At 63.4% G+C, this 24,304-nt stretch carries 27 protein-coding genes; 13 read left to right on the top strand and 14 right to left on the bottom strand.

Annotated features, from left to right (window positions below):
• Positions 1-17 precede the first annotated feature (17 nt).
• The 5 genes from R2N11_RS03655 to R2N11_RS03635 all read right to left on the bottom strand — a co-directional run bounded on the left by R2N11_RS03655 (position 18) and on the right by R2N11_RS03635 (position 5,770).
• Positions 18-773 (bottom strand): class I SAM-dependent methyltransferase, encoded by a 756-nt coding sequence (locus R2N11_RS03655; RefSeq protein WP_316680175.1) that lies wholly within the window; start codon positions 771-773, stop codon positions 18-20.
• 1 nt (position 774) lies between these two features.
• Complete coding sequence (locus tag R2N11_RS03650) at positions 775-1,800, bottom strand: aminotransferase class I/II-fold pyridoxal phosphate-dependent enzyme (RefSeq protein WP_316680174.1); 1,026 nt, start codon at positions 1,798-1,800, stop codon at positions 775-777.
• Positions 1,797-3,134 (bottom strand): radical SAM protein, encoded by a 1,338-nt coding sequence (locus R2N11_RS03645; RefSeq protein ID WP_316680173.1) that lies wholly within the window; start codon positions 3,132-3,134, stop codon positions 1,797-1,799. The genes R2N11_RS03650 and R2N11_RS03645 overlap by 4 nt, the downstream gene beginning before the upstream one ends.
• 93 nt (positions 3,135-3,227) lie before the next feature.
• Entirely contained in the window at positions 3,228-4,661 is a 1,434-nt protein-coding gene (locus R2N11_RS03640; RefSeq protein WP_316680172.1) for a nicotinate phosphoribosyltransferase, read from the bottom strand.
• 71 nt (positions 4,662-4,732) lie between these two features.
• Complete coding sequence (locus R2N11_RS03635; RefSeq protein WP_199031362.1) at positions 4,733-5,770, bottom strand: bifunctional nicotinamide-nucleotide adenylyltransferase/Nudix hydroxylase; 1,038 nt, start codon at positions 5,768-5,770, stop codon at positions 4,733-4,735.
• Positions 5,771-5,925: 155 nt separating this feature from the next.
• Here R2N11_RS03635 and R2N11_RS03630 point away from each other — a divergent pair, with 155 nt between their 5' ends.
• Complete coding sequence (locus R2N11_RS03630) at positions 5,926-6,492, top strand: hypothetical protein (protein ID WP_316680171.1); 567 nt, start codon at positions 5,926-5,928, stop codon at positions 6,490-6,492.
• Positions 6,493-6,590: 98 nt separating this feature from the next.
• Here R2N11_RS03630 and R2N11_RS03625 read toward each other — a convergent pair whose 3' ends face one another.
• Positions 6,591-7,178, bottom strand: a complete 588-nt coding sequence (locus tag R2N11_RS03625; protein WP_316680170.1) for a chorismate mutase — start codon at positions 7,176-7,178, stop codon at positions 6,591-6,593.
• 191 nt (positions 7,179-7,369) lie between these two features.
• Here R2N11_RS03625 and R2N11_RS03620 point away from each other — a divergent pair, with 191 nt between their 5' ends.
• Both R2N11_RS03620 and R2N11_RS03615 read left to right on the top strand, forming a co-directional pair.
• Positions 7,370-7,720, top strand: a complete 351-nt coding sequence (locus R2N11_RS03620) for a hypothetical protein (protein WP_199031359.1) — start codon at positions 7,370-7,372, stop codon at positions 7,718-7,720.
• A gap of 76 nt (positions 7,721-7,796) precedes the next feature.
• On the top strand, positions 7,797-8,237 hold the full coding sequence (locus R2N11_RS03615) for a GFA family protein (protein ID WP_430715408.1): 441 nt from the start codon (positions 7,797-7,799) through the stop codon (positions 8,235-8,237).
• Between the two features lie 180 nt (positions 8,238-8,417).
• On the opposite strand, the gene R2N11_RS03610 is transcribed toward R2N11_RS03615, so the two are convergent.
• The gene (locus R2N11_RS03610) at positions 8,418-9,407 is read right to left on the bottom strand and encodes an SGNH/GDSL hydrolase family protein (protein ID WP_430715413.1); all 990 of its coding nucleotides are present in this window, start codon (positions 9,405-9,407) and stop codon (positions 8,418-8,420) included.
• A 371-nt stretch (positions 9,408-9,778) separates the two neighbouring features.
• Between R2N11_RS03610 and R2N11_RS03605 the strand changes: the two genes are divergently transcribed.
• The 4 genes from R2N11_RS03605 (at position 9,779) to R2N11_RS03590 (ending at position 13,121) form a co-directional block, all read left to right on the top strand.
• Positions 9,779-10,552, top strand: a complete 774-nt coding sequence (locus R2N11_RS03605) for an ABC transporter substrate-binding protein (protein WP_199031357.1) — start codon at positions 9,779-9,781, stop codon at positions 10,550-10,552.
• A 36-nt stretch (positions 10,553-10,588) separates the two neighbouring features.
• Positions 10,589-11,137 (top strand): RNA 2'-phosphotransferase, encoded by a 549-nt coding sequence (locus tag R2N11_RS03600; RefSeq protein WP_316680169.1) that lies wholly within the window; start codon positions 10,589-10,591, stop codon positions 11,135-11,137.
• Positions 11,138-11,304: 167 nt separating this feature from the next.
• Positions 11,305-12,477, top strand: coding sequence for a GGDEF domain-containing protein (locus tag R2N11_RS03595; RefSeq protein ID WP_316680168.1), 1,173 nt, complete (start codon positions 11,305-11,307; stop codon positions 12,475-12,477).
• A 131-nt stretch (positions 12,478-12,608) separates the two neighbouring features.
• Positions 12,609-13,121, top strand: coding sequence for a dihydrofolate reductase family protein (locus R2N11_RS03590; protein ID WP_316680334.1), 513 nt, complete (start codon positions 12,609-12,611; stop codon positions 13,119-13,121).
• Here R2N11_RS03590 and R2N11_RS03585 read toward each other — a convergent pair.
• The 3 genes from R2N11_RS03585 to R2N11_RS03575 all read right to left on the bottom strand — a co-directional run bounded on the left by R2N11_RS03585 (position 13,100) and on the right by R2N11_RS03575 (position 14,793).
• On the bottom strand, positions 13,100-13,708 hold the full coding sequence (locus R2N11_RS03585; protein ID WP_316680167.1) for an HD domain-containing protein: 609 nt from the start codon (positions 13,706-13,708) through the stop codon (positions 13,100-13,102). The genes R2N11_RS03590 and R2N11_RS03585 overlap by 22 nt on opposite strands.
• A gap of 82 nt (positions 13,709-13,790) precedes the next feature.
• On the bottom strand, positions 13,791-14,357 hold the full coding sequence (locus tag R2N11_RS03580; RefSeq protein ID WP_316680166.1) for a helix-turn-helix domain-containing protein: 567 nt from the start codon (positions 14,355-14,357) through the stop codon (positions 13,791-13,793).
• 52 nt (positions 14,358-14,409) lie between these two features.
• Complete coding sequence (locus R2N11_RS03575) at positions 14,410-14,793, bottom strand: VOC family protein (RefSeq protein ID WP_316680165.1); 384 nt, start codon at positions 14,791-14,793, stop codon at positions 14,410-14,412.
• Between the two features lie 182 nt (positions 14,794-14,975).
• Here R2N11_RS03575 and R2N11_RS03570 point away from each other — a divergent pair, with 182 nt between their 5' ends.
• From R2N11_RS03570 to R2N11_RS03560, 3 genes are read left to right on the top strand one after another with little or no spacing between them, the layout of a single operon-like run.
• Positions 14,976-15,434, top strand: a complete 459-nt coding sequence (locus R2N11_RS03570) for a GNAT family N-acetyltransferase (RefSeq protein ID WP_316680164.1) — start codon at positions 14,976-14,978, stop codon at positions 15,432-15,434.
• A 25-nt stretch (positions 15,435-15,459) separates the two neighbouring features.
• On the top strand, positions 15,460-15,723 hold the full coding sequence (locus tag R2N11_RS03565) for a DUF2164 domain-containing protein (protein WP_199031349.1): 264 nt from the start codon (positions 15,460-15,462) through the stop codon (positions 15,721-15,723).
• Between the two features lie 41 nt (positions 15,724-15,764).
• Complete coding sequence (locus R2N11_RS03560; RefSeq protein WP_316680163.1) at positions 15,765-16,139, top strand: 2OG-Fe(II) oxygenase family protein; 375 nt, start codon at positions 15,765-15,767, stop codon at positions 16,137-16,139.
• A gap of 5 nt (positions 16,140-16,144) precedes the next feature.
• On the opposite strand, the gene R2N11_RS03555 is transcribed toward R2N11_RS03560, so the two are convergent.
• Complete coding sequence (locus tag R2N11_RS03555; protein ID WP_316680162.1) at positions 16,145-16,840, bottom strand: tetratricopeptide repeat protein; 696 nt, start codon at positions 16,838-16,840, stop codon at positions 16,145-16,147.
• Between the two features lie 159 nt (positions 16,841-16,999).
• Here R2N11_RS03555 and R2N11_RS03550 point away from each other — a divergent pair, with 159 nt between their 5' ends.
• Positions 17,000-17,674 carry a Crp/Fnr family transcriptional regulator gene (locus R2N11_RS03550; RefSeq protein WP_316680161.1) on the top strand — a complete coding sequence of 225 codons (675 nt, stop codon included), beginning with the start codon at positions 17,000-17,002 and terminating at the stop codon, positions 17,672-17,674.
• A 7-nt stretch (positions 17,675-17,681) separates the two neighbouring features.
• Here the strand turns inward: R2N11_RS03550 and R2N11_RS03545 are convergent, their stop codons facing one another.
• Together R2N11_RS03545 and R2N11_RS03540 are read right to left on the bottom strand one after the other, a co-directional pair.
• Entirely contained in the window at positions 17,682-18,695 is a 1,014-nt protein-coding gene (locus tag R2N11_RS03545) for a 2-dehydropantoate 2-reductase (protein WP_199031345.1), read from the bottom strand.
• A gap of 27 nt (positions 18,696-18,722) precedes the next feature.
• Positions 18,723-20,387: a twin-arginine translocation signal domain-containing protein gene (locus tag R2N11_RS03540; RefSeq protein WP_316680160.1), complete on the bottom strand. Its 1,665-nt coding sequence runs from the start codon at positions 20,385-20,387 to the stop codon at positions 18,723-18,725.
• 210 nt (positions 20,388-20,597) lie between these two features.
• Between R2N11_RS03540 and R2N11_RS03535 the strand changes: the two genes are divergently transcribed.
• Entirely contained in the window at positions 20,598-21,050 is a 453-nt protein-coding gene (locus R2N11_RS03535; protein ID WP_316680159.1) for a carboxymuconolactone decarboxylase family protein, read from the top strand.
• A gap of 86 nt (positions 21,051-21,136) precedes the next feature.
• On the opposite strand, the gene R2N11_RS03530 is transcribed toward R2N11_RS03535, so the two are convergent.
• A complete protein-coding gene (locus R2N11_RS03530; RefSeq protein ID WP_316680158.1) occupies positions 21,137-22,555 on the bottom strand; it encodes a discoidin domain-containing protein in 1,419 nt (472 codons plus the stop codon).
• Positions 22,556-23,123: 568 nt separating this feature from the next.
• Here R2N11_RS03530 and R2N11_RS03525 point away from each other — a divergent pair.
• Positions 23,124-24,284 (top strand): enolase C-terminal domain-like protein, encoded by a 1,161-nt coding sequence (locus tag R2N11_RS03525; protein WP_316680157.1) that lies wholly within the window; start codon positions 23,124-23,126, stop codon positions 24,282-24,284.
• Positions 24,285-24,304: the final 20 nt, after the last annotated feature.

Genomic DNA, 24,304 nt, shown 5'->3' with positions numbered 1-24,304 from the left:
CTGCTGACCGGCGTATGTCAGGCTGCCCGACAGAACAGAATCTGCTTGGGCGAGTGCGGCATGAACGCAGATGCGTCGTAGTCCCCCAGCCGCCGTACGACGTCGAACCCGTTGAACCGACAAAGTGCCAGCAGTTCCTCCGGAAAGAAACATCGCATGCTGACGCGCTTGGTTCTGACGCATTTGCCTTCACGCAGGTAATCGAGCTCGAATCTCAGGATCTGGCTTGCGGTGTCGTAGTGCGAAGTCGCTTCAACGCGAATGTCCTGTCCTTCGGTATCGACCATCGACTTGTGCAGGTAGCGGGCATCGGCCGGACGGGCGAGCTTGCGGATGTCCGGATTGAACACATCGAGGATCAACGTGCCGCCGGGCGCCAGCACGCGCTTTGCAGAACCCAGAAAAGCGTTGACCGAATCCAGATCGTGCAGATGCTGCATGGCGTTGGTGGCTGAGAAAACCAGCGAGAAGCGCCGTTCTGAATGGATCGCCCGACAGTCCTGCTCAAGCCAGGTGACATCAATCCCTTCGGCCAGCGATTTCTGGCGTGCCCGATCCAGCATGGAACGCATGACGTCCAGCCCCGTGATGTGGACGCCGGCTCGCGCAATGGGCAGCGTGATACGGCCGGTGCCGCAAGCCACTTCCAGTACGGGACCATCGGCTTGCTTGGCCTGCTCGATGAAGAAGCTGGCGTCATGTGCCCGGTTGGCGAATTCCCGGTCGTAGAAGTCGGCGTCTTCGTAGACCGCCATGTCGGCAAGTGGCGTCATGTCAGGTCGATGCATGGTGTTGTTGAGCAAAGCGATCGGACAAACTGGTCAGGATGCTGCCGTTCCAGCCTTCGGCACCGAATGCGCTTGCTGGGATGGCAAGCACGCCGTGCACATGCAGGAGCTGCTCGGCGTTGAACGGCACCGGAAAGAAGTAGCAGCCAGGCGCGCAGTCTGTGGACCCAACCCGGCCTGCATCGCGAATGGCCTCGGGCAGTCGCTCGGCAAGTCTGCTGGCGCGCGCCTGAAGCGCGTCGACCACACGCGTGGGGCACTCGGCTTCCACCGAAAGAAAATGGTGTGCGAGCTGCAGCTGCATTGCGGACGGAGGATCCTCCCGGAAGTCGGATTCGAATCCAGCGCAGGCCTCGCCCACCAGTGCCACGCCGAACGTCTGCGGCGTAAGCCAGCCCTTGGTTGTCGAGTGGAGCAGGATCGCGCGCTCGGTCTGCAGCAACTGCATCGTTGTTGGGTGAAACGGCGCCCCCAGGTCGTAGACGCAGTCAATCAGCAGGCGGCGGCCGGGTGCCGCGTTAACCCACGTCACCAGCGCAGCACATTCCTCATCGCTCAGGAACCGCCCCAGCGGCTTGAGCGGGTTCGCGATGAGGAGGAACTCGGGGCCGTCGGTACCCCCAGCCATAGGAAAGCTGGGCGAGGGCAATGTCGGGAACGTCTGCGGCGCGATCCCAGCCGACTGCGCGAGCGATTGGTAAACGGGGTAGACATCACTCGGCAGACACAGGCGAGCACCCTCTGCAGACAGCCTCCTGAAGATCAATTGCAGTGCGTGCCGCACCCCTCGGCACACGAGCGCCTGGCGCGAACGGCCGGCATCGAAGCCATATCGTTGAAGCCACGCCCGCGCGAGATCGCAACGATGCACCCGCGGGCGTGCCTCTGAAGCATCGAGACGCGGTTGCAGCGGGGCGAGCGCGCTGTACAGATTCGTCTCTGCACAATCCACCACGTTGGGCATCGTGCGAAGGCAGGCCTCGCGCCACAGCTTGAACGCTGCGAAGTTCATGTCGGGTCCCCCAGGGTGAGCTCGCTTGCACGGTCTTCCAGTGATGCATAGCAGCGGCCATCCGCCATCACGTTCCAACTTCGGGCAATGCCGTGTGTGCGTTCCCAGTACAGGCTCGGTTCGGTATAGGCGGCAATGCGCATCGGCCTGCCTGCCCATTCACCGGCAAAGACGGGCGCGCCCCAGGGCAGGCGGTGCTCAATGGAGAAGCCCGCGCGCGCGGCGAAATCGGTGACAAGCGCTAGCGGCACCTGGTGATGCCGGCTCCAATCGTTTGCCGCGCGATCGAAGTACATCGATTCCGTGCTGGTTGAGACGTAAAGCTCCTTGAAGCAGATTTCTTCAACCCCCTGATCTGCGGCCCAGGTCAGATAGTGTTCGAGTGTCTCTTCATCTTCCACCCCGCCGTCCTGCAGAACGCAGATGAATCGCAGGCGCAGATTCGGCCACAGATGGCGATGTTCGTGCCAGGTGCCAACCAGTGCTTCGACGGGCGTGCGTAGCTTCATGATGCGCTCGTTGTGCTGCGCATCGAAGTGATGGCGGGAGAGGGACAGCACGCTCAGCCTCGCGTCGTGCAGGGCACGCAGACGCGCGATGCGGTCGGCGTCTTGCAGTGTTGCGAACGCATGCCCGTTAGAGATCAACACGACCTTATCGAAGCGCTGCGCGCAACTGGCAACGAGTCTTTCCATTTGCGCGAAAGCCAGCAGGGTCGGCTCCCCGCCGCCGGTGATTACCGCACGCTCAGCCCCGTGTGCTGCAGCCTTGTCGAGCCATGCGCCAAGCGTGTCCCAGTCAGGCCGGTACGCTGCCTGATCGCTGGAGATCGACGCCTTGGAAAAGCAGAACGCACACTTGGCCTGACAGCCCTGCGCGATGGGCAGGATGGACAGGGTGCGCGGTCGCAGCGCGGCAAACGCTTGAAACTGCCCGCTCAACAGTCGCAGCGACGCTGCCGTCATGTCCTCGATCACCGTGCGGCGCCATGCCATGCCGCCGTCCTTGGGCTCCAGGTCATACAGTGCGCTGAGCCTGATGTGGTCTGCGTGAATGAAGACACCGCGTCCGGTGGCCGTGTTTTCCTGGATGAGCGCCGGATCGACCTGGGTTTCCAGCAAGATCAACCGGTTGCCAGGAATTGCCAGCTTCTCAAGCAACTGCGATGCCTTCTGGTAGCCGATCTCAAGGTCACCACGCTCCAGCAGATAGAAGCGGTCGGGATAGGTGCTTTCAGGAATGCCAGCCTTCGCATAGCAATGCGAGTACTTGTCGAATGCCCGTGCGAAGTTGGACAGCACGGTAACGTGATAGAGCTTCTTCTTCTCGATCATGATCGGAATCCGTTTCTTGATGCTTCTGCGTCTGCCGCGACGGAGTCACGCATAAGTGGTCCGGATCGCGGCAGGCGCGCTACAGCCTCGTCCTCAGACTTCGTGCGCCTGGGCGCGGGCGCGTACGTCATCCAGCGACACGTCGATCAGCAGCTTGCCGCCGTCGAATACCGTTTCGAGTGCGTCATCCCAATCGCTCTCGACGCGCCGGTCATCCCAGGCCAACGGAAGCGTTGCGGTTTGGTAAGCGCCGGTCCGGCGATTGCGCAGCAAGGTCAGCCGCCCTTGCTTGGAGCGCTTGCCGGCATCCGTGACCGGGTCCTTGCAGACATCGCGCCAGACATCGTCCACCTTGACCGCCGAGCACTTCATGGCAAAGCGCTGTGTGTCGCGGTTCAGTTGCTGCAGCAGCGCGCCGCCCATGCCGAACACGATGTTGTCAGCCGCATAACCGGCAGCTTCCATCGCAGCCAGGATGGCCTCGATGGAGTCTGCATTGACGCCATCACCCTGGATCACACGCACATGGTTGAGCACGCGGTATCCCTTGCCGTTGACCACCGAGCCGAAGGCTTCGTCCAGAGCGCGCAGGGTCTGCATCACGATGGTCTGCGGGTCGCCGGAATCCGGGCGAATGACCAATGTGGCACCGGAGTCGATGACCGCCTGCCGGAGTTCTGTGCCCCACATGCGCAGCGCCGCAAACAGGTCGTACGAGTCGGAGACCACCGAGACGATCGCGCCCGGCTTGCCGAATTGCCGCAGCATGTTGCGATACGCATCGCACTCGCCTGCGCGGCCCCAGGCCGTGATGGTGCTGTGTTCGGCCGCCGGTACCGAGAACGCTGCCATGGGCGTGTTGTAGTAGGCGTTGGCCGCCACCACGCCCAGCACGGTGTCCGAGCCCATAAAGCTCACCAAGTGCGCAGCACCGCCAATGGCCGAGGATTCAGCGCTCGACACGCCGCGCGCGCCAAAGTCGTGCACCTTGAACGGCAGTTGCGCAATGTCGTCGCTGGTGCGCTCCAGGTAACGGCGTACAAGCTGCCGCAACTGCCAGCTCTGCGTGGCCACCGTCACCGGATACCAGACGCGCAGCAGCATCGTCTCAATATACGAGGTCAGCCAGAACGCCTGCGGGTCGTCGCATTCCACGGTCACGAGCACGTTGTGCGTGGGCACCACCGAACCTTCCGGCACCGCACGGATACGCACCGGCAGATAGCCACCATAGGTTTCGACGATGTAGCGCCAGCCGGTTTCATTGAACGGTTCGCCGTGCGCAGCGAAGAAGCTGCGGGCTTCGTCGATTATCGCTGTGGTGACGGGCTGGCTGAGATATTCCTTGAGCAGCATCTGCAGCCCGAAGAACAGCGTGCGGTCATAACGTCCGCCGCGCGACTCGATGTACGAGAACATCGCCGAGGTGCCCGGCGGGTACTGCAGGTAGTGAGACGCCTTGTACGAATCCGTGTTGAGGATCGGATTGGACAGGATGGACGACAGACGACGCAGGTCGTTTTGCATGGCTAGAGCTCCTCTATGCCGTTGGGTGGCCGCCGGGTCTGTCCCAGCGCATGAAGCGGGTATCGGTAGCGTTAGAGCTTGCCGAGAAAGTGGTAGGCGATGTCGAAGTGGTCCTCAAACATGACGCTACGCATGCGCGCGAAATCGTTCAGCGGCACCCAGCGCGCCTTGTCGGCATCGTCGCCGCCCTTGACGCGCGGCAGCTCACCCACCGGAAAGCTGAACAGGAATGCGTGCGTGATGGTTCGCCCGCGCAGCGAGCGCTGCGGGTGATCGAAGACCTGCCGGTCTTTCAACGAGCCGCGCAGCACGGGCTCGGGCAGCTTGAGCCCGGTCTCTTCGCGCAACTCGCGAAGGCACGCCGCCTCCAGCCGTTCCTCCTGATTCACGAAGCCACCCGGCAACGCCCACAGGCCACGCCCGGGCTCACTGCGCCGGCGTACCAGCAGCAGGTGGCCAGAATGCACGACCACCGCATCGACGGTAACGAAGGTGACCGGATACGGCGCTGCCGACCAGGCCTTCTTGTAGCCGGCAATGAACTCCGATTCCGCCTTCAGCTGCGCGAAGGCCGGCTGGTTGCGGAAGCCCTCCATCCATTCGAACACCGGTGCGGGCACAGCCCACGACACGAAGCTGTTGCTGCGCTCAGCCAGGAACTGCTCGCGGATCTCGGTGGCGGAAATGTCTTCGGTGCTGTCGACTTCCACCAGCTCCCACTGCGCAAACATGCGCAGGTAGTACGAAGTGCCGTCCTTCTCGTGGCCGATGATGCCGATCTTGCGGCCAGCGGTGTCGCCCAGCTCGGCGGCCACGGCCTCCTGCACCCAGCGGACCCAGTCACCGTCGTTGTAGGTGGAATCCTGCACCGGCGCAAAGCGCACGCGGGTGAGGGATGCCGCATCCAGCGCAGAGGCAATCATCTGCCGGCGCTCGTCGAACGAGAACGGGTCTTTGATGGTGCGGGGTTTATCGGTCGAGCCGATCAGGACGCAAACCGTATCGGCAAGGCTCAATGCCCGGCGCAGTACGTCAAGGTGTCCACGGTGCATCGGCTGGAAACGGCCGATGAAGACAAGCGCATCGAAGCGCTTTGCATTGGTGCTCATGAGGCTCCCTCAAGAGATTGGCGGTGTTGGGTCTGTCCCGCAACCGTGAATAAATACTACGCGCCGCCCCCATTGAGCGTCAAATGAAAATCTCGTAAAAATGCGCGATGTGCAACGGTATTCGCCCTATTGCCGGAGCGTTGAGCCAAGACAAAATGCCCGCCCTGACCAATGTCATCCCGAACGAAACCTGGCAACTGGCGCTGGAATTTGAAGGGCAGGAGATTCGCCTGTTCGACGCATCGATCGCCCGAGCGGAGAAGGATTGGCCCGAGTTTGCCTATCCGCACAAGCTCAAGAACCTGACCTTTGATGCGCAGCAGGTGAGCTGGCCCGGCGGTCGCGTTCTCGATGCAGCCTATCTCTATGAGAAATCCAAGCCGATTGAAGGCTGGGCGCTGCAGCGCCAGGTTCTTCGGCTTGGCTACAAGAACCAGGCACCGACTTCGCAGCACTCGTCACATCACGTCTACGGCGTGTGGCTCTGCCCGTTCAGGGAGCGTGCGTTCGAGCTTGGCGAGTCCATCGGTGGCGGGCATGCCGATACGGGCGGGTCGTCAGGGTTCAGCCTTGCCGAGCTGCAGGGCTCGCGGGGCTGGCAGCATCATTTCGACCTGTCGGACTGTGCCTGGGCTGTGCCGCTGGTCGAGACGGCCAGTGACCAAGCGATGTTGCTCAATGTGCTGATCAGAGCGGTCTGTCGCCGAGCCGGCACGCTGTAGGCGCACCGCGCCGCTCTCATTGAATGAACCAGCGTCCTCGGCATTCTTCGCGCATCTGGTTGTGCGTAGGTCAGTCAACGCGCTGACATATCCGTTGCTCAAGATTTGGCACAAAGCCGTGCGGTGGCGCGATCCAGCGCAATGCGGTGCAGCGTGTCGAGCGATTTCTCGCTGGCGACGCGGCCGACTTCACGCGCGACCTCTGTCAGGCAATCTGACCGGCCGCGGGCCGGTGCAGCGTCGCGCAGGCTTTGCAGGATCGACGTCTGCAGCTTGTCCAGGCGCGGTCGGATGTCGCCGGACAGGCTTTGCCGCGGCGTGGTGGGTGCGGCGCCGGCCCTGCGCCAGTCGTTGAGCAGGGCGTATTGCACTTCCTTGTTGGCCTCGATCTGGTCCGCAAAGACATTGGCCACGTCCGTCGTGTTCAACCCGAAGGTGGGCGCGATGCCCGAAACGTTGGCGATGACCTTGGCTTCCCGTTCCGGGTCGTAGACAGATTGACCGGTGTCCCATTTGCTCAGGGCTACCTGATCGGCGGTGACAAGACGGTCGGCCAGATGGTGCAGCAGCGGCGCGAAGGCGCTTTCCTGGGCGGTCACCGGGGTTGCACAACCCGCCACGAGGCACAAGGCGCAGGCGAGCAGGGCGGTCTTGGGCATGACGAATGGCTTGAGGGCGAGGTTCATGGCAGGTGTCGGCGGATTGCCTGAGGTCTGGGAGGGTTGGCAGTCGTCATGATACCGATGCCGCCCGGCATCCGTAGCGCGCCCGTACTGCGTTTGCACGTGATGTTCTCCACAAACCCAGGTATCATGCGGACTACGCGCCGTGTGTGTCTGCAAAGCCAGCGGCGGCGCGGTTAGCTGAGCCTACGACGATGGATTTTTACCCCGATCTGGAAGGTTTGCCGCTGTTCGCCAAACCCGCATTCGGCTGGGAGGATCCGGTGTCGGCAGCGCCCGCCGAAACACCTCCTGCCAAACCTCGCCGCCCGCGCCAATGGCGCGGCCCGATCACGCATTGGGAACGCGGCTACCGCTCTCACTACTATCGCGACAAGCGCGGCAAGAAGCTCGGTGAAATCCACCTGAGCCCGCGTGGCGATGCGCCGCTCGTCTACCGCTGGCTGGCTGGCACGCTGTCGGGCATTGAAGGATCGCTCTCGCATGCGCGCATGCGCGTGGAAGAGGCGATCGGGTTTGGGATGCGGCAGATGGCGCTGTTCTGAGCGGCGCAGCGTTACCAGCAGACCTGCGCGGGCGCTCGTAGAATGCGCACCAGCATTCCAGCCCAGGAGTTCAGGTTTGACAGCAATCCACGACACCCTGCAATGCATCTGTGGCCGTGTGCAATTGCGCATTGCTGGTGCGCCCGCTGCGCGCGCGAATTGCCACTGCAACGCCTGCCGCGACTTCTACGGCACGTCGGTACTCTCCGCCACTGCGTGGGACCCGGCCCACGTCACCGTTGAACGTGGCGCCGGCGATCTCATCGCCTTCCAGCACCCCACACGCCAACTCAAGCGCCACTTCTGCCGCCATTGCGGAGAGACCCTGTTCGGCAACAATCGCTTGGGCATGGCGGTGATCCCCAACAGCCTTTTCGCGCGCGCCGCGCAAAACGGATTGCCTGAAGCATTGGCCCCGACCATGCATTTGTTCTACCGGCACCGCGTGGTGGATGTGGCGGATGCCTTGCCCAAATATCTGGACGGATGGGACGGCCCGACCGACGAGGCGGCGTAACCCGATGCCCAACGCCGCAACGCTCATGCCCGAAGAAACCGATGCACTCGCCGTGCGTGCGCTGATCGCCGATTGTCACGCGAGCGGCGGGGTGGGCGTACGTCGAACGGCTGGAACGGATGGCAGCGGGCGCGTGGCGGTCGTGAGCGAAGGATTGGCCGGCTGCACCGTGCCGCGAGTTCAATGCCCAAGGCCAGTGTTGGCGATCTGCTGCTCCACAAACTGGGCGAACAGGGCATGCGAATGCGTCGACGGATGGAGGCTGTCGGCAAACACGTAGGTCTGATCGGCGTTGGGCGCGACGTAGGTTGCCGGCGAGCACAGCAACGCTGTTGCATGGGGCGTCTTTGTTGGGTCGCAGGCAAAGCTGGTGTTGGAGACGGTAAAGCCATTGGCCTGGAAGGCCGCGATGGTCTGGTTCATCCAGGTATAGGAATCGACGAGGATGACTTTCCCCTGCAGGCCATTGGCTTGCAGGGCCGTGGTCAGGGTGTTGTTGAAGATCTGCGACAGCTGGGTCAGGTTGGCCCCGCCATCGGGTGATGCCACGCCGGTGGGTGAGAGCCCGATATTGGGTACGTTGATCACCACGACATGCGTGGCGCCGGCCAGGAGAATCTGCGCCACCACCTGCGCGAGCGTGGTGGCCGCCGTCTGCACGACGGGTGCGGAGGCCGGCAGGGTCCCCGCGCGCAGCACATCGTTCGAGCCGGCCCAGACCAGCACCAGTTGATTGGCGTTGAAGCTGCCGTACCTTGCCAGATAGCTCGACACCTGCTGGTTGACTGGCATTTCCACATTGCCGATCACATCGGTCAGGAAGTCGTACAGGTTTGCCGGCGTCGCAACTGTCGCGCCGCCTTCTGCATAGCCGAGCCCGCTCTGTGCAGTCAGCGCATGTGTGAGGTTGATCGTGAACGCCGCGCTGAGCGTATCGCCGTAGTACTGCGCGACGTCTTGCGTCCATACCTGCCCCGGATTGGTTGTGAAGCGCCCACCGCCCAGCGCTGCCGCGATCGGGGCATAGGTGCCGACATCCGAGAGGCTGTCACCGAACGACACCACTTGCAGATGCACGCCGCCCGGCGGAGTGGCTGCGTTGCCACTGCCGTTGCTTGAGCCCCCATCACTTCCACCACCGCCGCATGCGGCAAGCAGGCAAACCGCCATGGCGAGCATTGCGGTGCAGATCGTGTGATGGATTGCGTGCATGGTTCCTCCCGCCAACCGGCTGGGTGGTGGCGCTGACAGGGCGGGCTGATCGGCCTGGCCGTGCGCAGCTTCGTTGAGCATGGAAGCGCTCTATCACCCGCATCGCGCCATGATTGCGGGCACTGAAGTGGCGTGAGCGTGGCGAAGTCTGTTGGTGATCGTTGCGTAGACGCAGCCTGCTTTAGTACAGATTAGTCCACGCAAGCCAGGCCATCGGTAGACTTACCAAGGTGGGTTTGCCGGTCTGCGTCTGGTTGACGGCACCTTCGGTCGCACACTCAACGTCGTCTCCAAGAACTCGAACATCCTCCCCCCTTAGCCAACGCACCATGTCCATCGACTCGACGCTGCTTGCCGCTCTGGCTCCAACGGGCGCCCTGCGCGCTTCCATCAACACGGGCAACCCGATCCTAGCGGGGCTGGATGCGCAGGGGCGGGCCGTTGGTGTGTCCGTTGATCTGGCGCAGGCGCTGGCTGAACGCCTTGGGGTTGCGTTAAAGCTGGTCGTGGTGGATGCCGCCGGCAAGTCGGTTGATGTGGTGTCGCAGGAGCAGGCGGACATTGGCTTCTTTGCCATCGACCCGCGCCGCGCGGCGAGCATTTCCTTCACAGAGCCGTACGTGCTGATCGAGGGCTACTACCTTGTGCGCAACGACTCGCCCATCCGCACCAACGCCGATGTGGACCGCGCCGGCAACCGCGTGGTCGTTGGCAAAGGCAGTGCGTACGACCTGTTCCTCACGCGCGAACTGCAGCATGCGGAGATCGTTCGCGCGCCCACCTCCCCTGCGGTGGTGCAGACCTTTCTCGACACGCATGCGGAGGTGGCGGCGGGCGTCAAGCAGCAGCTCGAAGCCGATGCTGCCAATGTGCAGGGCGTACGACTGCTGGACGAGCGCTTCATGGTCATCCGTCAGGCGATGGGCGTGCCGACCAGCCGCGGGGCGCGGGCCGCAGCGTATGTGGCGGGGTTTGTGGAGGACATGAAAGCATCGGGGTTTGTTACGCAGGCGTTGCAGCGGCACGGGGTGACGGGTGTCACGGTGGCGCCGGCCACCAAGAACCCGGGCGCGATCATTTCGCAGCTTTCTGGCCACGCCTGATGGGCGACTGTCCTGAGGCATGAGAACATCGGACCGATGCACCCATCCGAACTCAAATCCCTCAGCAAATTTCTCAGCCTGATCCTGCGCCACGAACCCAAGCGCATCGGGCTGACGCTTGACGATGCCGGGTGGGCGGGCATCGACGCCTTGCTGGAGAGGGCCGCCGCATCGGGGCGCCCGATGACGCGTCAGCAGCTTGAAGCCGTGGTCGAAACCAGCGACAAGAAACGCTTTGCGATCAGCGAAGATGGCCTGCGCATTCGCGCCAATCAAGGCCATTCGATCGACGTCGACCTCGGACTGCTGCCCGCAGCGCCACCCGAGGTGCTATACCACGGCACGGCAACGCGGTTTCTGGAGTCCATCCTTGCCACTGGCCTGGGCAAGCGCCAGCGCCACCATGTGCACCTGACGGATGATCTTGCCGTTGCCCGATCGGTTGGTCAGCGCTACGGGGTTGTGGTGGTGCTGACGGTGGATGCCGCGCGCATGCATGCCGAGGGGCACACGTTCTTTCGCTCAGAGAACGGTGTGTGGCTGACTGACGCGGTGCCGGCAGGCTATCTCTCTGTCGACTTCTGAGCTGCGGCACGTGCTGATCCTCCATAGGCCCACACACGTGCTCGCTCAACTTGAGTAGAAGATGTAGACAAGTTGGCGGGAGTTCGTGCCCCACCACCCGGTGATGCCCGCAGAACGCCCCCTCACGTAGAATCCACCGCCACAGAAGACCCAGCGGGAGGGTGCCCATGCTAGATCCAGGTGTCGCCATCGCCACGTCTGCGCTGATGAGCTTTGTGCTCTTGGTGCTGCTGGGCTCGCTGCTGCGCGCAGGCAAGCCTGGTGTGGCCGAATGGTTTGGCGCAAACCTTGCCGTGGTGCTGGCGTTGCCGATGCTCCTGCTGCGCGGAACGATCCCCGACGCGCTGTCCGTTGTTGTGGCCAACGTGCTGCTTGCGCTGGGTGGCGCGGCCTATTACGCGGGCTGCGCACGCTTTCTCGGGCGCAGACCGCATTGGCCGATGCTGCTGACGGGCGTGGTGGCGGTGGGCATTGCCGTCATCTACTGGCGCTATGCCGTCGACAGCATCCCGATGCGCGTGTTTTCGACCACGCTGTTCTCGGCTGCTTTCTGCACCGCCCTGGCGTGGATGTTCATACGGCATCCACCGGCGGGCCGCCCGACGTATCCGTATCGGGTGACGGCCGCCATCGCCGTCATCTTCGGTGCGTGCCAGCTCGCGCGTGGCATCTACTTTCTGACGCTGGATACCGCCTCCAGTCCCTCCATGTTTTCCACGGCGGGCAGCGTGTTGCTGCTGGTGATTGCGGCGGCCATCATGCCGATCCTGTCGATGTCGGCCATGCTGATGATGCACGATGCGCTGCTGGCCGACGCGCGCGAAGCCGCCAACCGCGATTTCCTGACCGGCGCGCTATCGCGCAAGGGCTTCGAAACCTTGGCGCGTCGCTACGTAGATCGCCTGCAGTTGCAGGCCCGGCCACTCTCGTTGCTGATCCTGGATCTGGATCATTTCAAACGCATCAACGACACGTTCGGCCATGCAGCTGGCGATACTGTGCTGCGTGCCTTCGTGCAGATGGTGCAGGCGCAGTTGCGGCCGACCGACGTGCTGGGGCGCATTGGCGGTGAGGAGTTCGCGCTGCTGCTGCCTGAAACCAATCTCGACAATGCCATGCTGCTGGCAGAGCGGTTGCGCAAGGCCGCAGCCGTACAGATGGTGGCGATCGGCGCACAGGCATATCACTACAGCCTGAGCGGCGGCGTGGCCAGCTGGCAAGCCGGTGAGTCTTTTGACCGCCTGAGCGTGCGCGCAGACCGCGCGCTCTACGAAGCCAAGCACCAGGGGCGCAACAGGATCTGCGCTGCCGATGTCAGCAGCGCTGCTGCTGTGGTCTAGGCTGCCGGCTTGCGCAGTCGTGCGCAAGGTATCGGCAATCGAGATGACATAGCATCTCGTTCCCAAAGCCAACAAGAGCGCATGCCATGTCCAAGACCCAGTACTAAGCTGCCACCAGTCTCGATGGTTTCATCGCGACGACGGATCACTCGCTGGATTGGTTGATGCAGTTCGGCTCGCTGGACGGCACGAGCTACGACGGTTTCATTCGCGATGTGGGTGCATTGGCGATGGGCGCATCCACCTATGAATGGCTGCTGCGCGAGCTGGTCAAACCTGGCACTGCGCAGGCCGCGCCTTGGCCGTATATGCAGCCCACGTGGGTGTTCACTTCGCGCAAGCTGCCGGTGGTGGAGGGCGCGGATGTCCGCTTCGCGCAGGGTGACGTGGTGCCCGTGCATCAACAGATGCGCGCAGCGGCCAACGGCAAGAACGTGTGGATCGTCGGTGGCGGAGAGCTGGCCGGACAGTTTCTCGATCGCGATCTGCTCGACGAGTTGATCGTGCAGATCATGCCCGTGGTGCTGGGCAGCGGGTTGCCGCTCTTGCCGCGTGCGGTTGTGACACCGGCATTGAAGCTGACATCGGTCACACCGTACAAGGAAACGTTCGTGGAGATGTGCTACGAGGTGGTGCGTGGGTAGTCTGATTCTCCGGCCCGCGTTGAATCCGCCATCCGCTGCCGCGTCTGCGCATCCAGCAGCCCGCGCAGCGTGGCAAATAGCGGCGCCGCTTGCATGTAGCGCTGCCCGTATCCCAGGTTGAACGCGTAGTCGAAGTCGTCCGGGTTGGCGCCCTGGTTGTGCTGCATGATGGTCTCTAGTTTGTCCAGCGCCTTCACCGCACGTGCTTCTGGCGTGGCTGCTGATTCGTATTCATCCCACAGTGCGAGGATGGCGTTGCGTGCCGGGGTATCCAGCATGTGCGTGATCTGCAGCAGGTCAAGGCGCTCCCGCGCGCTCTTGTTGAGATGTGCGTGTTGATGAATGGCCGGCACATCACCGTGGATGGCCTCGCCAAGATCGTGCACTACGCACAGTTGCAGCACCTTCAACAGGTCGAGTTCCTTCAGCGCATCGGCAAACACGATGGCCATCAGGCTCAGGCGCCAGCTATGTTCCGCTGTGCTTTCGGGGCGGCCTGTTGAGGTGTGGCCGCTACGCAGTACGTTTTTGAGGCGCTCGGCCTCGCGCAGGAAGTCGAGCCGGGCAATCAGGGTATCGGTCGTCATGGGGCGGGTCCGTCGTTCGTTGGCTGAGCCTACGACGTTCGGCCGCGCGCCGTCCACGCATAAAAAATGCGGACGGCCCAAATCAGATTGCCGACAGCGTTTCGACGAGCCGCACCGCCGTGCCGTCGGACAGTGTCATGCGCGTCCAGCGACACAGGCTTGGTCGAATGGGTACGACGATCGAATCGTTGGTGCCCGTGCTGAACTCCAAACCGGGCGGGGCGAGGTTGTCATGCCAGCCCAGCGCGTCAAGCGCTGCTTCCCGCTGGGCGATGGCCTCCGTGGCATAACGCCATAGCGATTGCCCCATCAGTTGCGCCATCGGCAGGCCAAACTCGGCGGCGCGTGCGGGTGAGCATGCGAGCAGCCGATGGGTCAGGTCGCAGACGAGATGCACTGCACGCGGATGCGTTTCGATCAATCGGGCCAGTGCGTAGTCGGCGGCGGAGTTGAGTCGTGCATGCAACAGCGCTTCTGCACGAAGGCGCTCATCCGGCTGCATGTCCTGCACGCCAGCCTCCCAGCGGGAGATGGTCGATTGTGCAACGCCAAACAGCTCGGCGGCGTGCGTCTGCTTGACGCGATGCAGGGTGCGCCAGCGCCGCAGCATCGGCCCTAGCGGGCGTTGCGCAAATAGAGCGTTGTGCATGGGGATTGTGTTGTGCAGAGGAATGCCATCAGGCCTTGCATGGTAGGCGAGCTTACGACCCCAGGTCATATGGCCGCGTCATGATTTCCAGAAAGTGCCCGTCCGGATCATCAAAGTACAGGCCGCGGCCGCCGTTGTGGACGTAGGTCTCGCCAAGCTGTTTCTTGGCGGGGTCCGCCCAGTACGCAAGCCCCTTTGCCTGGATGCGCGCGAAGGCACGGTCGAACTCGGCGTCGCTGATGAGGAAGGCGTAGTGCTGCGCGGCGATCGGCTCGTTGCTATCAAAGAAGTCGAGCGAGACGCCGTTGGACAGCGGTACGACCAGCATCTGCCCGAATGGGATGGGTTCGGGCAGGTCGAGAATGTCGCGCAGGAAGCGTGTGGACTGTTGCTTGTCGCGGCACCAGACGATGGTGTGGTTCAGCTCGACGCGCATGCTGTGTCTCCCGTGCGGTGAGGCGGTCCATGCTCTCGCTGGCGGCCCGCCGTGGTCCTGCGTTAACGATAGTCGATGGATCGATGCTTTTGGCCGTGCAGCGCTCATGCCGGCCAGCGCACAGAAAGGCTTAGACTGGCGACCAAAGCGCACTGCCGCTGTCGATCACTTTCGCATTGCCCATGGAATCCATCCTCTTCCGTACCGCGTGCCTAGACGATGTTCCGGCCATTGTGGCCCTGCTGGCTGACGACGCGTTGGGTGCCCAGCGCGAGTCTCTCGGGCCGACGCTCGACGCATGCTATGTGGCTGCGTTCGAAGCCATTGCAGCCGATACCAATCAACAGTTGGTGGTGGCCGTGCAGGGCGATACGGTGGTCGGTACGTTGCAGTTGTCGTTCATCCCGGGCATGGCGCGACGCGGTGCGTGGCGCGGGCAGATCGAGGCGGTGCGCATTGCGGCGCCCCTGCGAGGTAGCGGCCTTGGGCGCCGCATGTTTGAATGGGCGATCGATACCTGTCGTGCCCGTGGGTGCCAGCTCATGCAGCTCACCACCGACAAGACCCGCCGCGATGCACATCGTTTTTACGAAAGCCTGGGCTTCGTGGCGAGCCACGAGGGCTACAAGCTGACGCTCTGAAGCCAGCCCATTCACAGGAGCCCCCATGCCGATCGAGCTTGACCGCGATACCCGCGAAGAGGCGATTCAATCCATCCAGCGCTACTTCACTGACCACCTGGAAGAACGCATCGGCAACATCCAGGCCGGGGCATTGCTGAGCTTCTTTATCGAAGAGATCGGCCCGGTGGTCTACAACCTTGCCGTGCGGGATGTGCAGGAACGCCTGCAGACGCGCGTGGCTGAACTCGACTACGAGTGCCACGAGGAGCCCTTCACGTACTGGTCGAAGATTGGCAAGCGGCGGTAGTTCCCGGCTAACATGCGCGGGTTCAGCTACCCGCGACGCTCATGTCTTCCTTGCGCCAGTTTCTTCAAACCGTTTTTCGTTGGCAACGCGGCCGCCAGGGTACGGGCTACGACAAGATGCTGCTGGCCACGGCAATGTGGCCAATTCCGTTTGACAGCTATCTGATTCGCTACCCGGAAGGGTCGGAAATCCCACCGCATACCGACCCCGTATCCAACGGGCGGCACTATCGGCTGAACATCGTGTTGAAGTCGCCGCGTGCGGGCGGTGAGTTCATCTGCGCCAACCCGATCTTCCAGACACGGCGCGTCAAACTGTTCCGCCCCGATGCGTGTGAGCACAGCGTGACGCGCGTGGTGGGTGGCAGCCGGTATGTGCTTTCCGTGGGGTGGGTGCTGGGGCGCCGGCCGGGGTAATCCGCTTACGGGTTGCCTGCCTTGGCGCGTTGCGCCTGCACGTAACGCAGTTCCGCTGCCGCGCGGCCGTCTTTGGGGTCCAGCTCCAAGCATTTGCGGTATAGCGCTTCGGCCTCGTCCAGCCGGTTTTGCTCAACATACACGTACGCCGTGCCACGCCAGGCGCGACCAAGTTCGTTGTTCTTGATCTGCGGCGGCGAGAATTCGCGCGCATCGCGTGCGGCGGCGTTGAAGCTGGCGAGTGCCAGCGGCCAGTTCTTTTCGCGCTGGTAGAGGTTGCCCAGTTCCGCATGGAACTGCGCGTTGTGCGGTGCCATGTCGATGGCGCGCTGCAGGATGGTCTTGGCTTCGTCGGTACGGTTCAGCTCGATCAGGGCGTAGGCCTTGAGGTAGTACGCATACGCCCAGTTGGACGAGACGACCTTTGCGCTCGTTTTGGCGTTGGCCGCTTCCATCAGGTAGAGCAGCGATTCAACCTGGCTGCGTGCGCTGTAGAGCCGGGCCGTTTCGTCGCGATACGCGTTTTCGTAGAAGGCAGCTACCTTGTCGAAATCGTCGATGGCCTTGGCAAGCTGCGCGCCTTCCTGCAGCAGTTGAGCGTTGCGGGTGTCGTCGGCGTTGGCGGCGGGCGCGCTCTGCGCCCAGACGGACACGCTCGCGAGCAGCGCGGCAACGGCAACCAGAACACGCGGATACGGCATGGCCCCCTCCCGTTGAAATGTCGAGCGACGTTAGCAGAACGTGCCGGCTGCCGGTGCGCCGGGAAGTGGGGTATGTCGGTGGACCGCAACGCACAACCGTTTTGCCAATAGGCAGCCATTGCATGTAGTCTCGTGGCAGCGCATTCAACGCCGCCGTCCATGCAAGTTTTTTCCACCAACCCCTGGTTCCAGAGCCTTTCGCAGCAAGCAGCCGAGGCCTTGCTGGAGGCCACCACGACCGTGCCTGTTGCCGCCGGTGCGTTCCTTTTCCGCCAGGGCGATCCGGTAGACCCCGGTGCCAACGCTTTCTTTGGCGTCGCCAGCGGCGCACTCAAGCTGTCGATCTTCAACGCAGAGGGCGACGAGGTGATCCTCACGCTGGTTGAGCCCGGCAACTGGTTCGGCGGGGTGTCGACGTTGGATCAGCAACCGCGCGGTCACTGCGCGGTTGCGCTGGAAGATGCCGAGGTGCTCGCTGTCAGTGCAGCGCGCTTCGAAGCGTTGATGCGTGACGCGGCGTTTGCGGCAGCCATCGCGCGCTTGGTGGCGATGCGTTTGCGCCTAGCCTATGGCTCGCTGGCGAGCGCCGCGTTACAGGGCACGCGCGTGCGCGTGGCGCGGCGGATTGCCATGCTGGCGCACGGCGATGTATCGCAATCGGCGCAAGGGCGCGCAACCATCAACACCTCGCAGGACGCGCTGGCCATGATGTTGGGCATCAGCCGACAGACGCTCAGCAAGGAGCTACAGGCGCTGGTGAAGCTGGGCGCCATCCGCCTGCGCTATGGGCACATCGAGATTCAGGACATGTCGCAGCTGCTGGGCGTGAGTTGAACCGCGTTCAGGCGGCCGAGCGCAGCGCCGCCAGTAGATCGTTGCCCGACCAGCTCGGGCGCGCGGCGGCGGCTTCTGCGGCATGCACCAGCGCACACAGCTGCGCGTTGACGGGCGCACGTTGCCCGAGCCGATCGGCCAGACGTACGACCTCGCCGTTGATCCAGTCGACCTCGGTGGCGCGCCCAGCGGCCAGGTCATCGGACATGGACGAGCGCGCGAGCGGATCGATGGCGAGCATCTTGCCGCCCAGCCGGGCAAACACGGCATCGGGTGTCGCCAGCAGGCGCGGGATCCACGCGGGGGGTATCGGGGTGAGCTTGGCAGGCTGGATGCCAGCGCGTGCCAGCAGCCGCATCGCCTCGATTTGCGCCAGTGCCAGGCAGCGCCGGTAAGCGCGTTGCGACAGTTCTTCCTTCAATGGCCGATTGGCCAGTGCATTGATGGCGTTGTTCAGGTTGAGCAGTAGCTTGGCCCATTGCACCGATGCCATGTCCGTGCGCTGCACCAGCGGCAGACCCGCACGCTGGAAATCATCAAGGAAGGCGTCTAACGCGGGCGACGTGGCAACCTCCAGCTCGCCCGCCGTGCCCTGATGAAAGGCGCCCGGCCCCGGCTGCATCACGTTGAAGGGCACCATGCCCGCCAGCACCGTCTGCTGCGGCAGCGCGGCGCGGAGCACGTCGGCATTGCCTAAACCGTTCTGGAAGCTGATGACCACCGCGCCAGGGCGTAGCAGGGGCTTCAGCTCATCAGCCACGGAAGCGGTTGCGGCCGACTTGACGGTGACCAGCACCAGATCTGCTGCGGCAGCGGCGTCAGGCTCGGTCGCGTAAGGCACATTGGCGGCGTGCACCTGCCAGCGGCCACCGCGGTAGTCCGTCAGCGTCAGGCCATGCGCGCGCAGTTCATCACCAATGCGTGCACGCCCGACCAGTGTTGCGTCAGCGCCCGCGGCCAGCAGACGGCCCCCCAGATAGCAGCCGATCGAACCGGCCCCCACGATGCAGATCTTCGCCATGCGTCTCCTTGTTGTTGTATAGACGCCTCATGCCAGGCGCGGCACCTCGTACACCAGGGCCGGCTGGAGGGTGTCGATGGCGTCCACCGGCTCAGGCGGGCGCCACAGGAACAGCGAGAAGGTCATCTTCTCCGGCGTCACGTCGATGATGGTAAAGCCGTTTTTCTCGGTTGGGCGCAAGGCTTCCTGCATGGCGACGGACAGCGCGGGTGTGGTCTCGATGCTGCGGAAAGCGGAGGGGAAGCCCATGTCGCCGGTGCCCAGCGTGCCGGTCATGACGGCATGCACCGGCTGCGCGAACCCCAGCTCGGCCGAGCGCGACATCGACCCGACGGCCGACGCATGAAAGTCCCCCTGCACGATGACGGCGGCGCGCTGCTTCTGTTGTCCGAGCGCTGCCACCAGACGCTGGTGCTGTGCGTGCCAGCCAGTCTGCCAACCGGGCTTGGGTTGATTGCCGACCAGCCGCCCGGTCTTCTTGTCGAGCAGGTCCGGATACCAGTCGCCCAGCTTGCCGGAAGAATACGCAAACGGCAGCGACGGCACGTGAAAGAAATGCGCCGTGTCTTCCGCACGCGTGCGCGCCACGAGCCAGTCTTCCACCCACTGCGGCACCACGCGTGCGTGCATGCCCTTGTTGTCCAGAAAACGCCGGCAGTCGTACAGCACGGCTTCAAGCAGGGTGCCGTAGCGCAGGGTGCCGAACGCACTGTTGGTGTCGGTGGGCATGCCCGCCTTGTCTCCGCCGGGCAGCCATACGGGGCGGTTGGCATCGGGCAGGAACTCGGGGTAGTAGCGGTGCTGTGTCAACTCCGCACCAATCAGCCCGTATGGCTCCGGTGGCAACGTGGCGACCTTGTCGTCGAACTCGTCGTTCTCGAAGGTGTCGTGGTCGTCCGTCAGGAAATACGCGGGCGTGGAGCGCAGCGTGGTGCCATACAACCCGCCGATCTGGTAGTCGCATACGCGCGTGAAGATCGGCTCGTTCTTTGGGTGCGACATCGGCACCGACATGTCGAGCGCACCGCCAAATTTCGCCCACATCAACTCGCGGACGTGGCGAGCGAAGGGCTTGTTCTGCGAGGTTTGCAAGTCCCAGTAGATGTGGTCGCCGTTGGCGATGACGGCATCGGGTGCGAAGGCCATGCCGCGTGCCAGCAGGCGGCGGCGCGCGTTCATGTCGAGCCAGGCGGTCTTACCGGCGATGGACGGGCCGTCGTAGCCCCCCGCGCACGTGTAGGCCAGGATGCGCAGGCGTGCGGGTGTGGCGTTGGATGCAGGAAAGGTCTTGAGCGGCCAGGCATCGGCCAGCGGCTTGCCACCAGCATCGACGATGCGCAGCGTGTACTGTGTGGCCGGTTGCAGGCCGCGCACATCAAAGCGCCAGAAGCGGCCTGCTGTATCGGTGGGCTCGCCGGCAACACGCCTGCCGTTCACGATCAGCCACGGTGCGTGCGCCAGCGGTGCCTGAAACGATGCCTTGATAAGAAAACGGTCGTGGCTGGCGGCGGGGATCAGGTGCGCGAGCTGCCCGGCATGCCAGTTGGTATCCGCTGCCGGCGTGGTTGCGAGGGCGGTGTCGGGCAAGGTCAGGCTCAACGTACCCAGGCCGGCAGCGGCAGTGCCGAGGGTCAGGAAATCCCGCCGGCTCATGCCGTGCGGTGGGGTACGCGGTTTGATCGGGGCGGGCATTTTCCATCCTGTGGCGTGGTGCGGAAGTGCCATCGTGCCGAGCCATGTCCATGCTGAATGTTCAGCTTTTGACAATCTAGGGGTTAGTCCTCAACCAGAGGCAACGGCGCGGCCTATACCGGCGGGCTGATCTTTGCCATACGGCATGCACGCACGCTGCAGCGGTCAGCTCTGCCTACCATGGCCGCGGTCTTTCAACGGAGCCCTTGCATGAACGAACGCATCTCTTTTGCTGAACTGCCGCCCAAGATGGTTGAAGCTGTGCTGGCGGTCGAGTCGTATGTCAACAACTGCGGTTTCGATACGCGCCTGCTTGAGCTGCTGCGCTATCGCATCTCGCAACTCAACGGCTGCGCGTATTGTCTGGACCGCCACTACAAGGAAGGCATCCACGCTGGCGAGACTGCCATGCGCCTGTACTCGCTGCCTGTATGGGAAGAGACGCCGTTCTATACCGAGCGCGAACGCGCTGCGCTGCGGTGGGCCGATGCAGTGACACTGCTCGCTAACAACGCCATCGGCGATGACCTGATCGACGAGATGCTGCGTCACTTCAGCAAGGCCGAGCTTTCCAGCCTCACGCTGGTGGTTGCGCAGATGAACACGTGGAACCGCATCGCCAAGCCGTTTGCCTGGGTGCCTGGCGCGTTCCAGGCGGGCTGATGCGCTAGCGCGCTGCAAAGACAAACGCCCCGATGGCCGCAGTCACCGGGGCGTTGTCATGTCAGGCAGACGGATCGATCAACCGATCAGTAGCCCCACACCTGCATTTCGTCCAGCGAGTAGCCCCACTGCGTGGCGCGTTGCGTGCCGACCATACGCACATAGCGACCGCTGCCCTTGAGGTTGGCCAGTGCCACGTGGCCGTACGACACGCCATTGGTGGTCGAGTAGATGTTGGTCCAGTTCACGCCGTCGTTGGAGGTCTGGATGGAATACACCTTGGCGCCGGCATCCCAATACAGGTCGACACCGGTGATGGTGCGCGTCGAGCCGAGGTCCACCATCAGCCACTGTGTACCGGCCACGCCTTCAACCGAATCCCAGCGCGTGCTGGTGGTGTTGCCGTCAAACGCGTAGGCCGGGCCCAGGCTGCTGCTGTAGCTGGACGACGCGCTGGCTGGCTTGCCTTGCGACAGCAGCCCGATCTGCTGCGCAGCAGGCGTTGCTCCGCCCGCGTAGTAGTTCGAGCCGAGCTTGGCCCTGGTCGTGTCGCTGTTCACGCCAAACTGCGACAGGCTCCAGCGCTGGCCCGTGCTCGCATCGCCCAGGTAGAGCTGATAGCCGCCGGCCGTGGTGGACGAGAAGAACACGTAGTTTGTGCCGTTCACGGGCGACGGGTCGGAGTTGTTGCTGTTGCAGTCGTTGAGCGAGAGCTGGTTGGGCGTATCGCCCGGGTTGAGCTTGGTGTAGATCTGGTCAGCCTGGCTCGTGGCGTCATGCCAGCGGGCATAGAACACGGTGCCGTCTGCACGCACGATCGGGTAGTACGTTGCCAGCCCTGTCGGCGTGTCGAACGCCACCTTGCTGGTGCTGCCGATGGTCTGCTTGTACAGGCCCATGTTGGCGCCCGTGCCATCGGCGTAGTAGACGGCCGTACCGTCGGGCGTGGGGAAGGGCATCGAGTTTTCCACCGCCGGCGCCGTGCGCGTCAGATTGACGATGGAGGTGAACACCGGGCCCGAGCTCGTGTACGACAGCGCGGCTTGCATCACGTCGCCGTTCTGTTTGAACAGCAGCGACTTGCCGTCGGTGCTGAACTTCGGGTCTTCATTGCGCGTCTGGCCCGTGCTGTTGGTCAGGTTGATCGGCATGTTGCTGGAGCCGACCTGCCAGAAGAACACGTTCCACGCGTTGTTGGTGATGCCCATGAAGGCAAGCCACTTGCCGTCTGGGCTGAACACCGCGTTCATCGGGTCCTGAATGCCCCAGGTGGGTTGCGACACCTGCTGCAGCGTGCGCGCGGCAAAGTCGTAGATGAAGAGTTGGCTGGTGCCGTCGCCGTAGTTCACATAGCTGTGATACGCAAGCTTGCCGGTCAGGCTGGCCGGAAAGGTGGTGTTGGATTGCGTGGGTGGATTGGCCACGCAGTTGGCCTGGCTCGGTGCGCCAAAAAGGGCAAACGTTGCGCCGATGGCAACGCCAAGAGAGAGCAGTTGGGTACGCATGAGACGGGTACTTCCTGTGCAAGGGGGTCACGGCGAAGAGCGCCGTGGTAGGTCAAAACCACGTCCTCGTCTCATCGCCAGATTGCAGACAAAGCCCCGCCATCTCGGGGCGGGCCCAAGTTGAAAAAGCGCCACAAACCGGGGGAGTGACGAGGCGACGAAGACGCGCCGAAAAGTGACCCTGTTGCTTCGTACCGTCGTGCTTGTTGTCGGGGTCTCGACTGCATCGGAAAGGCGAGTCGCGGGCGAGACTGTAAGGGCTTTGCGCGCAATTCGATAGGGCGATAAACGTGTGCTTTCCGCATCAAATCTGCGCGCAATTTTTTGCACGGGCGGCCGCCGCCACATGCGCGTGTAAAAGTGACACGCGCAACTTCGGCAACGTTGTCGGCGCTGCACGCAGGCCCTGCAATCTTGTCATTTTTACCGCGACGATTTGTCGCGTGGTTGAGGCGCACGGCTTGCTGGCGACCGCGCAAGCATGTTGCCGCGGGCGCACGCATGGTGCGAGACCTTGCGACAATGCATGCGAACATGCCGCCACATCGGCGGCGCAGCGAGGGCTGACATGCACATCACCGAGATTCGCGAGCACGCTATTCCGGTTTCCCGCTATGACGATCCGTCCATTCCATCGGGTGGACTGACCACCAGCCTGGTGGCCGTCACCACTGATGTGATGCGCGACGGCAAACCGGTGATCGGTTACGGCTACGCATCGGTCGGCCGCTTCGCGCAGGGCGGGCTGATTCGTGAGCGCTTTGCACCGCGCCTGCTATCTGCATCGCCCGGCAGCCTGGTGGATGAGGCGGGCACCAATCTCGACCCGTTCCGGGCATGGCACACGATGATGGCGGGCGAGAAACCCGGCGGCCACGGCGAGCGCTGCGTGGCCGTGGGCACGCTCGATATGGCGATCTGGGATGCGGCTGCAAAGATTGCCGGCATGCCGTTGTCCGTCTTCCTTGCGCAGCGGCTTGGCGTGGTGGCGCAGCCGCGAGTGCGCGTATACGCCGGCGGCGGCTATCGCTATCCGCAGGATGATCTTGCTCGCCTGTCTGATGAGATGCGCCGCTGCGTGGATCTCGGCTTCACGCATGCCAAGATCAAGATCGGTGGTGCGCCGCTGGATGTGGATTGCCAACGCATCGAAGTGGCAGCCGCGCAGTTGTCTGGTGCCAGCCACCTCGCTGTGGATGCCATGAACCTGTACGACCAGACTGCTGCGCTGCAGGCAGCAATCGTGCTGGAGCCCTATGCGCTCTGGTGGTTTGAAGACCTTTGTGACCCGCTGGACTTCGCCACGCATGCCAAGGTGGCCGGGGTATATGCGCCGCCCATCGCGGCGGGCGAGGCGTTGTTCTCGCAGGCGGAGGCACGGTTGCTCGATCAATACGGGGGCTTGCGCAGCGCGCGCGATGTGCTGGTGTTCGATCCCGTGCATTGCTATGGCGTGCCGGGTTACCTGCGCATCCTTGAAACCATGACCGCGCGCGGGTGGCCGCGCCATGCGTTCTGGCCGCACGGTGGGCATCTCTTTGCGCTGCATCTGGTGGCGGCACTTGGCCTGGGCGGTGCGGAGGTCAGCCCGTTTGCGTTTGCGCCGTTTCGCGGGCTGGCGGATGGGGCGCGTATTGAGGCGGGCTACGCAGGTTTGCCGCAGGTTCCCGGCATTGGTTTCGAGACGCATGCTGAAGCGTGGCGTGCGTTCCGGCAGATATTTGCGTAAGTGAGCGTCCAGTGGCGGCG

Source organism: Ralstonia flaminis (assembly GCF_958415495.1).
Taxonomy (GTDB): Bacteria; Pseudomonadota; Gammaproteobacteria; order Burkholderiales; family Burkholderiaceae; genus Ralstonia; species Ralstonia flaminis.
Note: the sequence above shows the minus strand (reverse complement) of the source record. Positions and strands in the feature narration are given on the sequence as shown.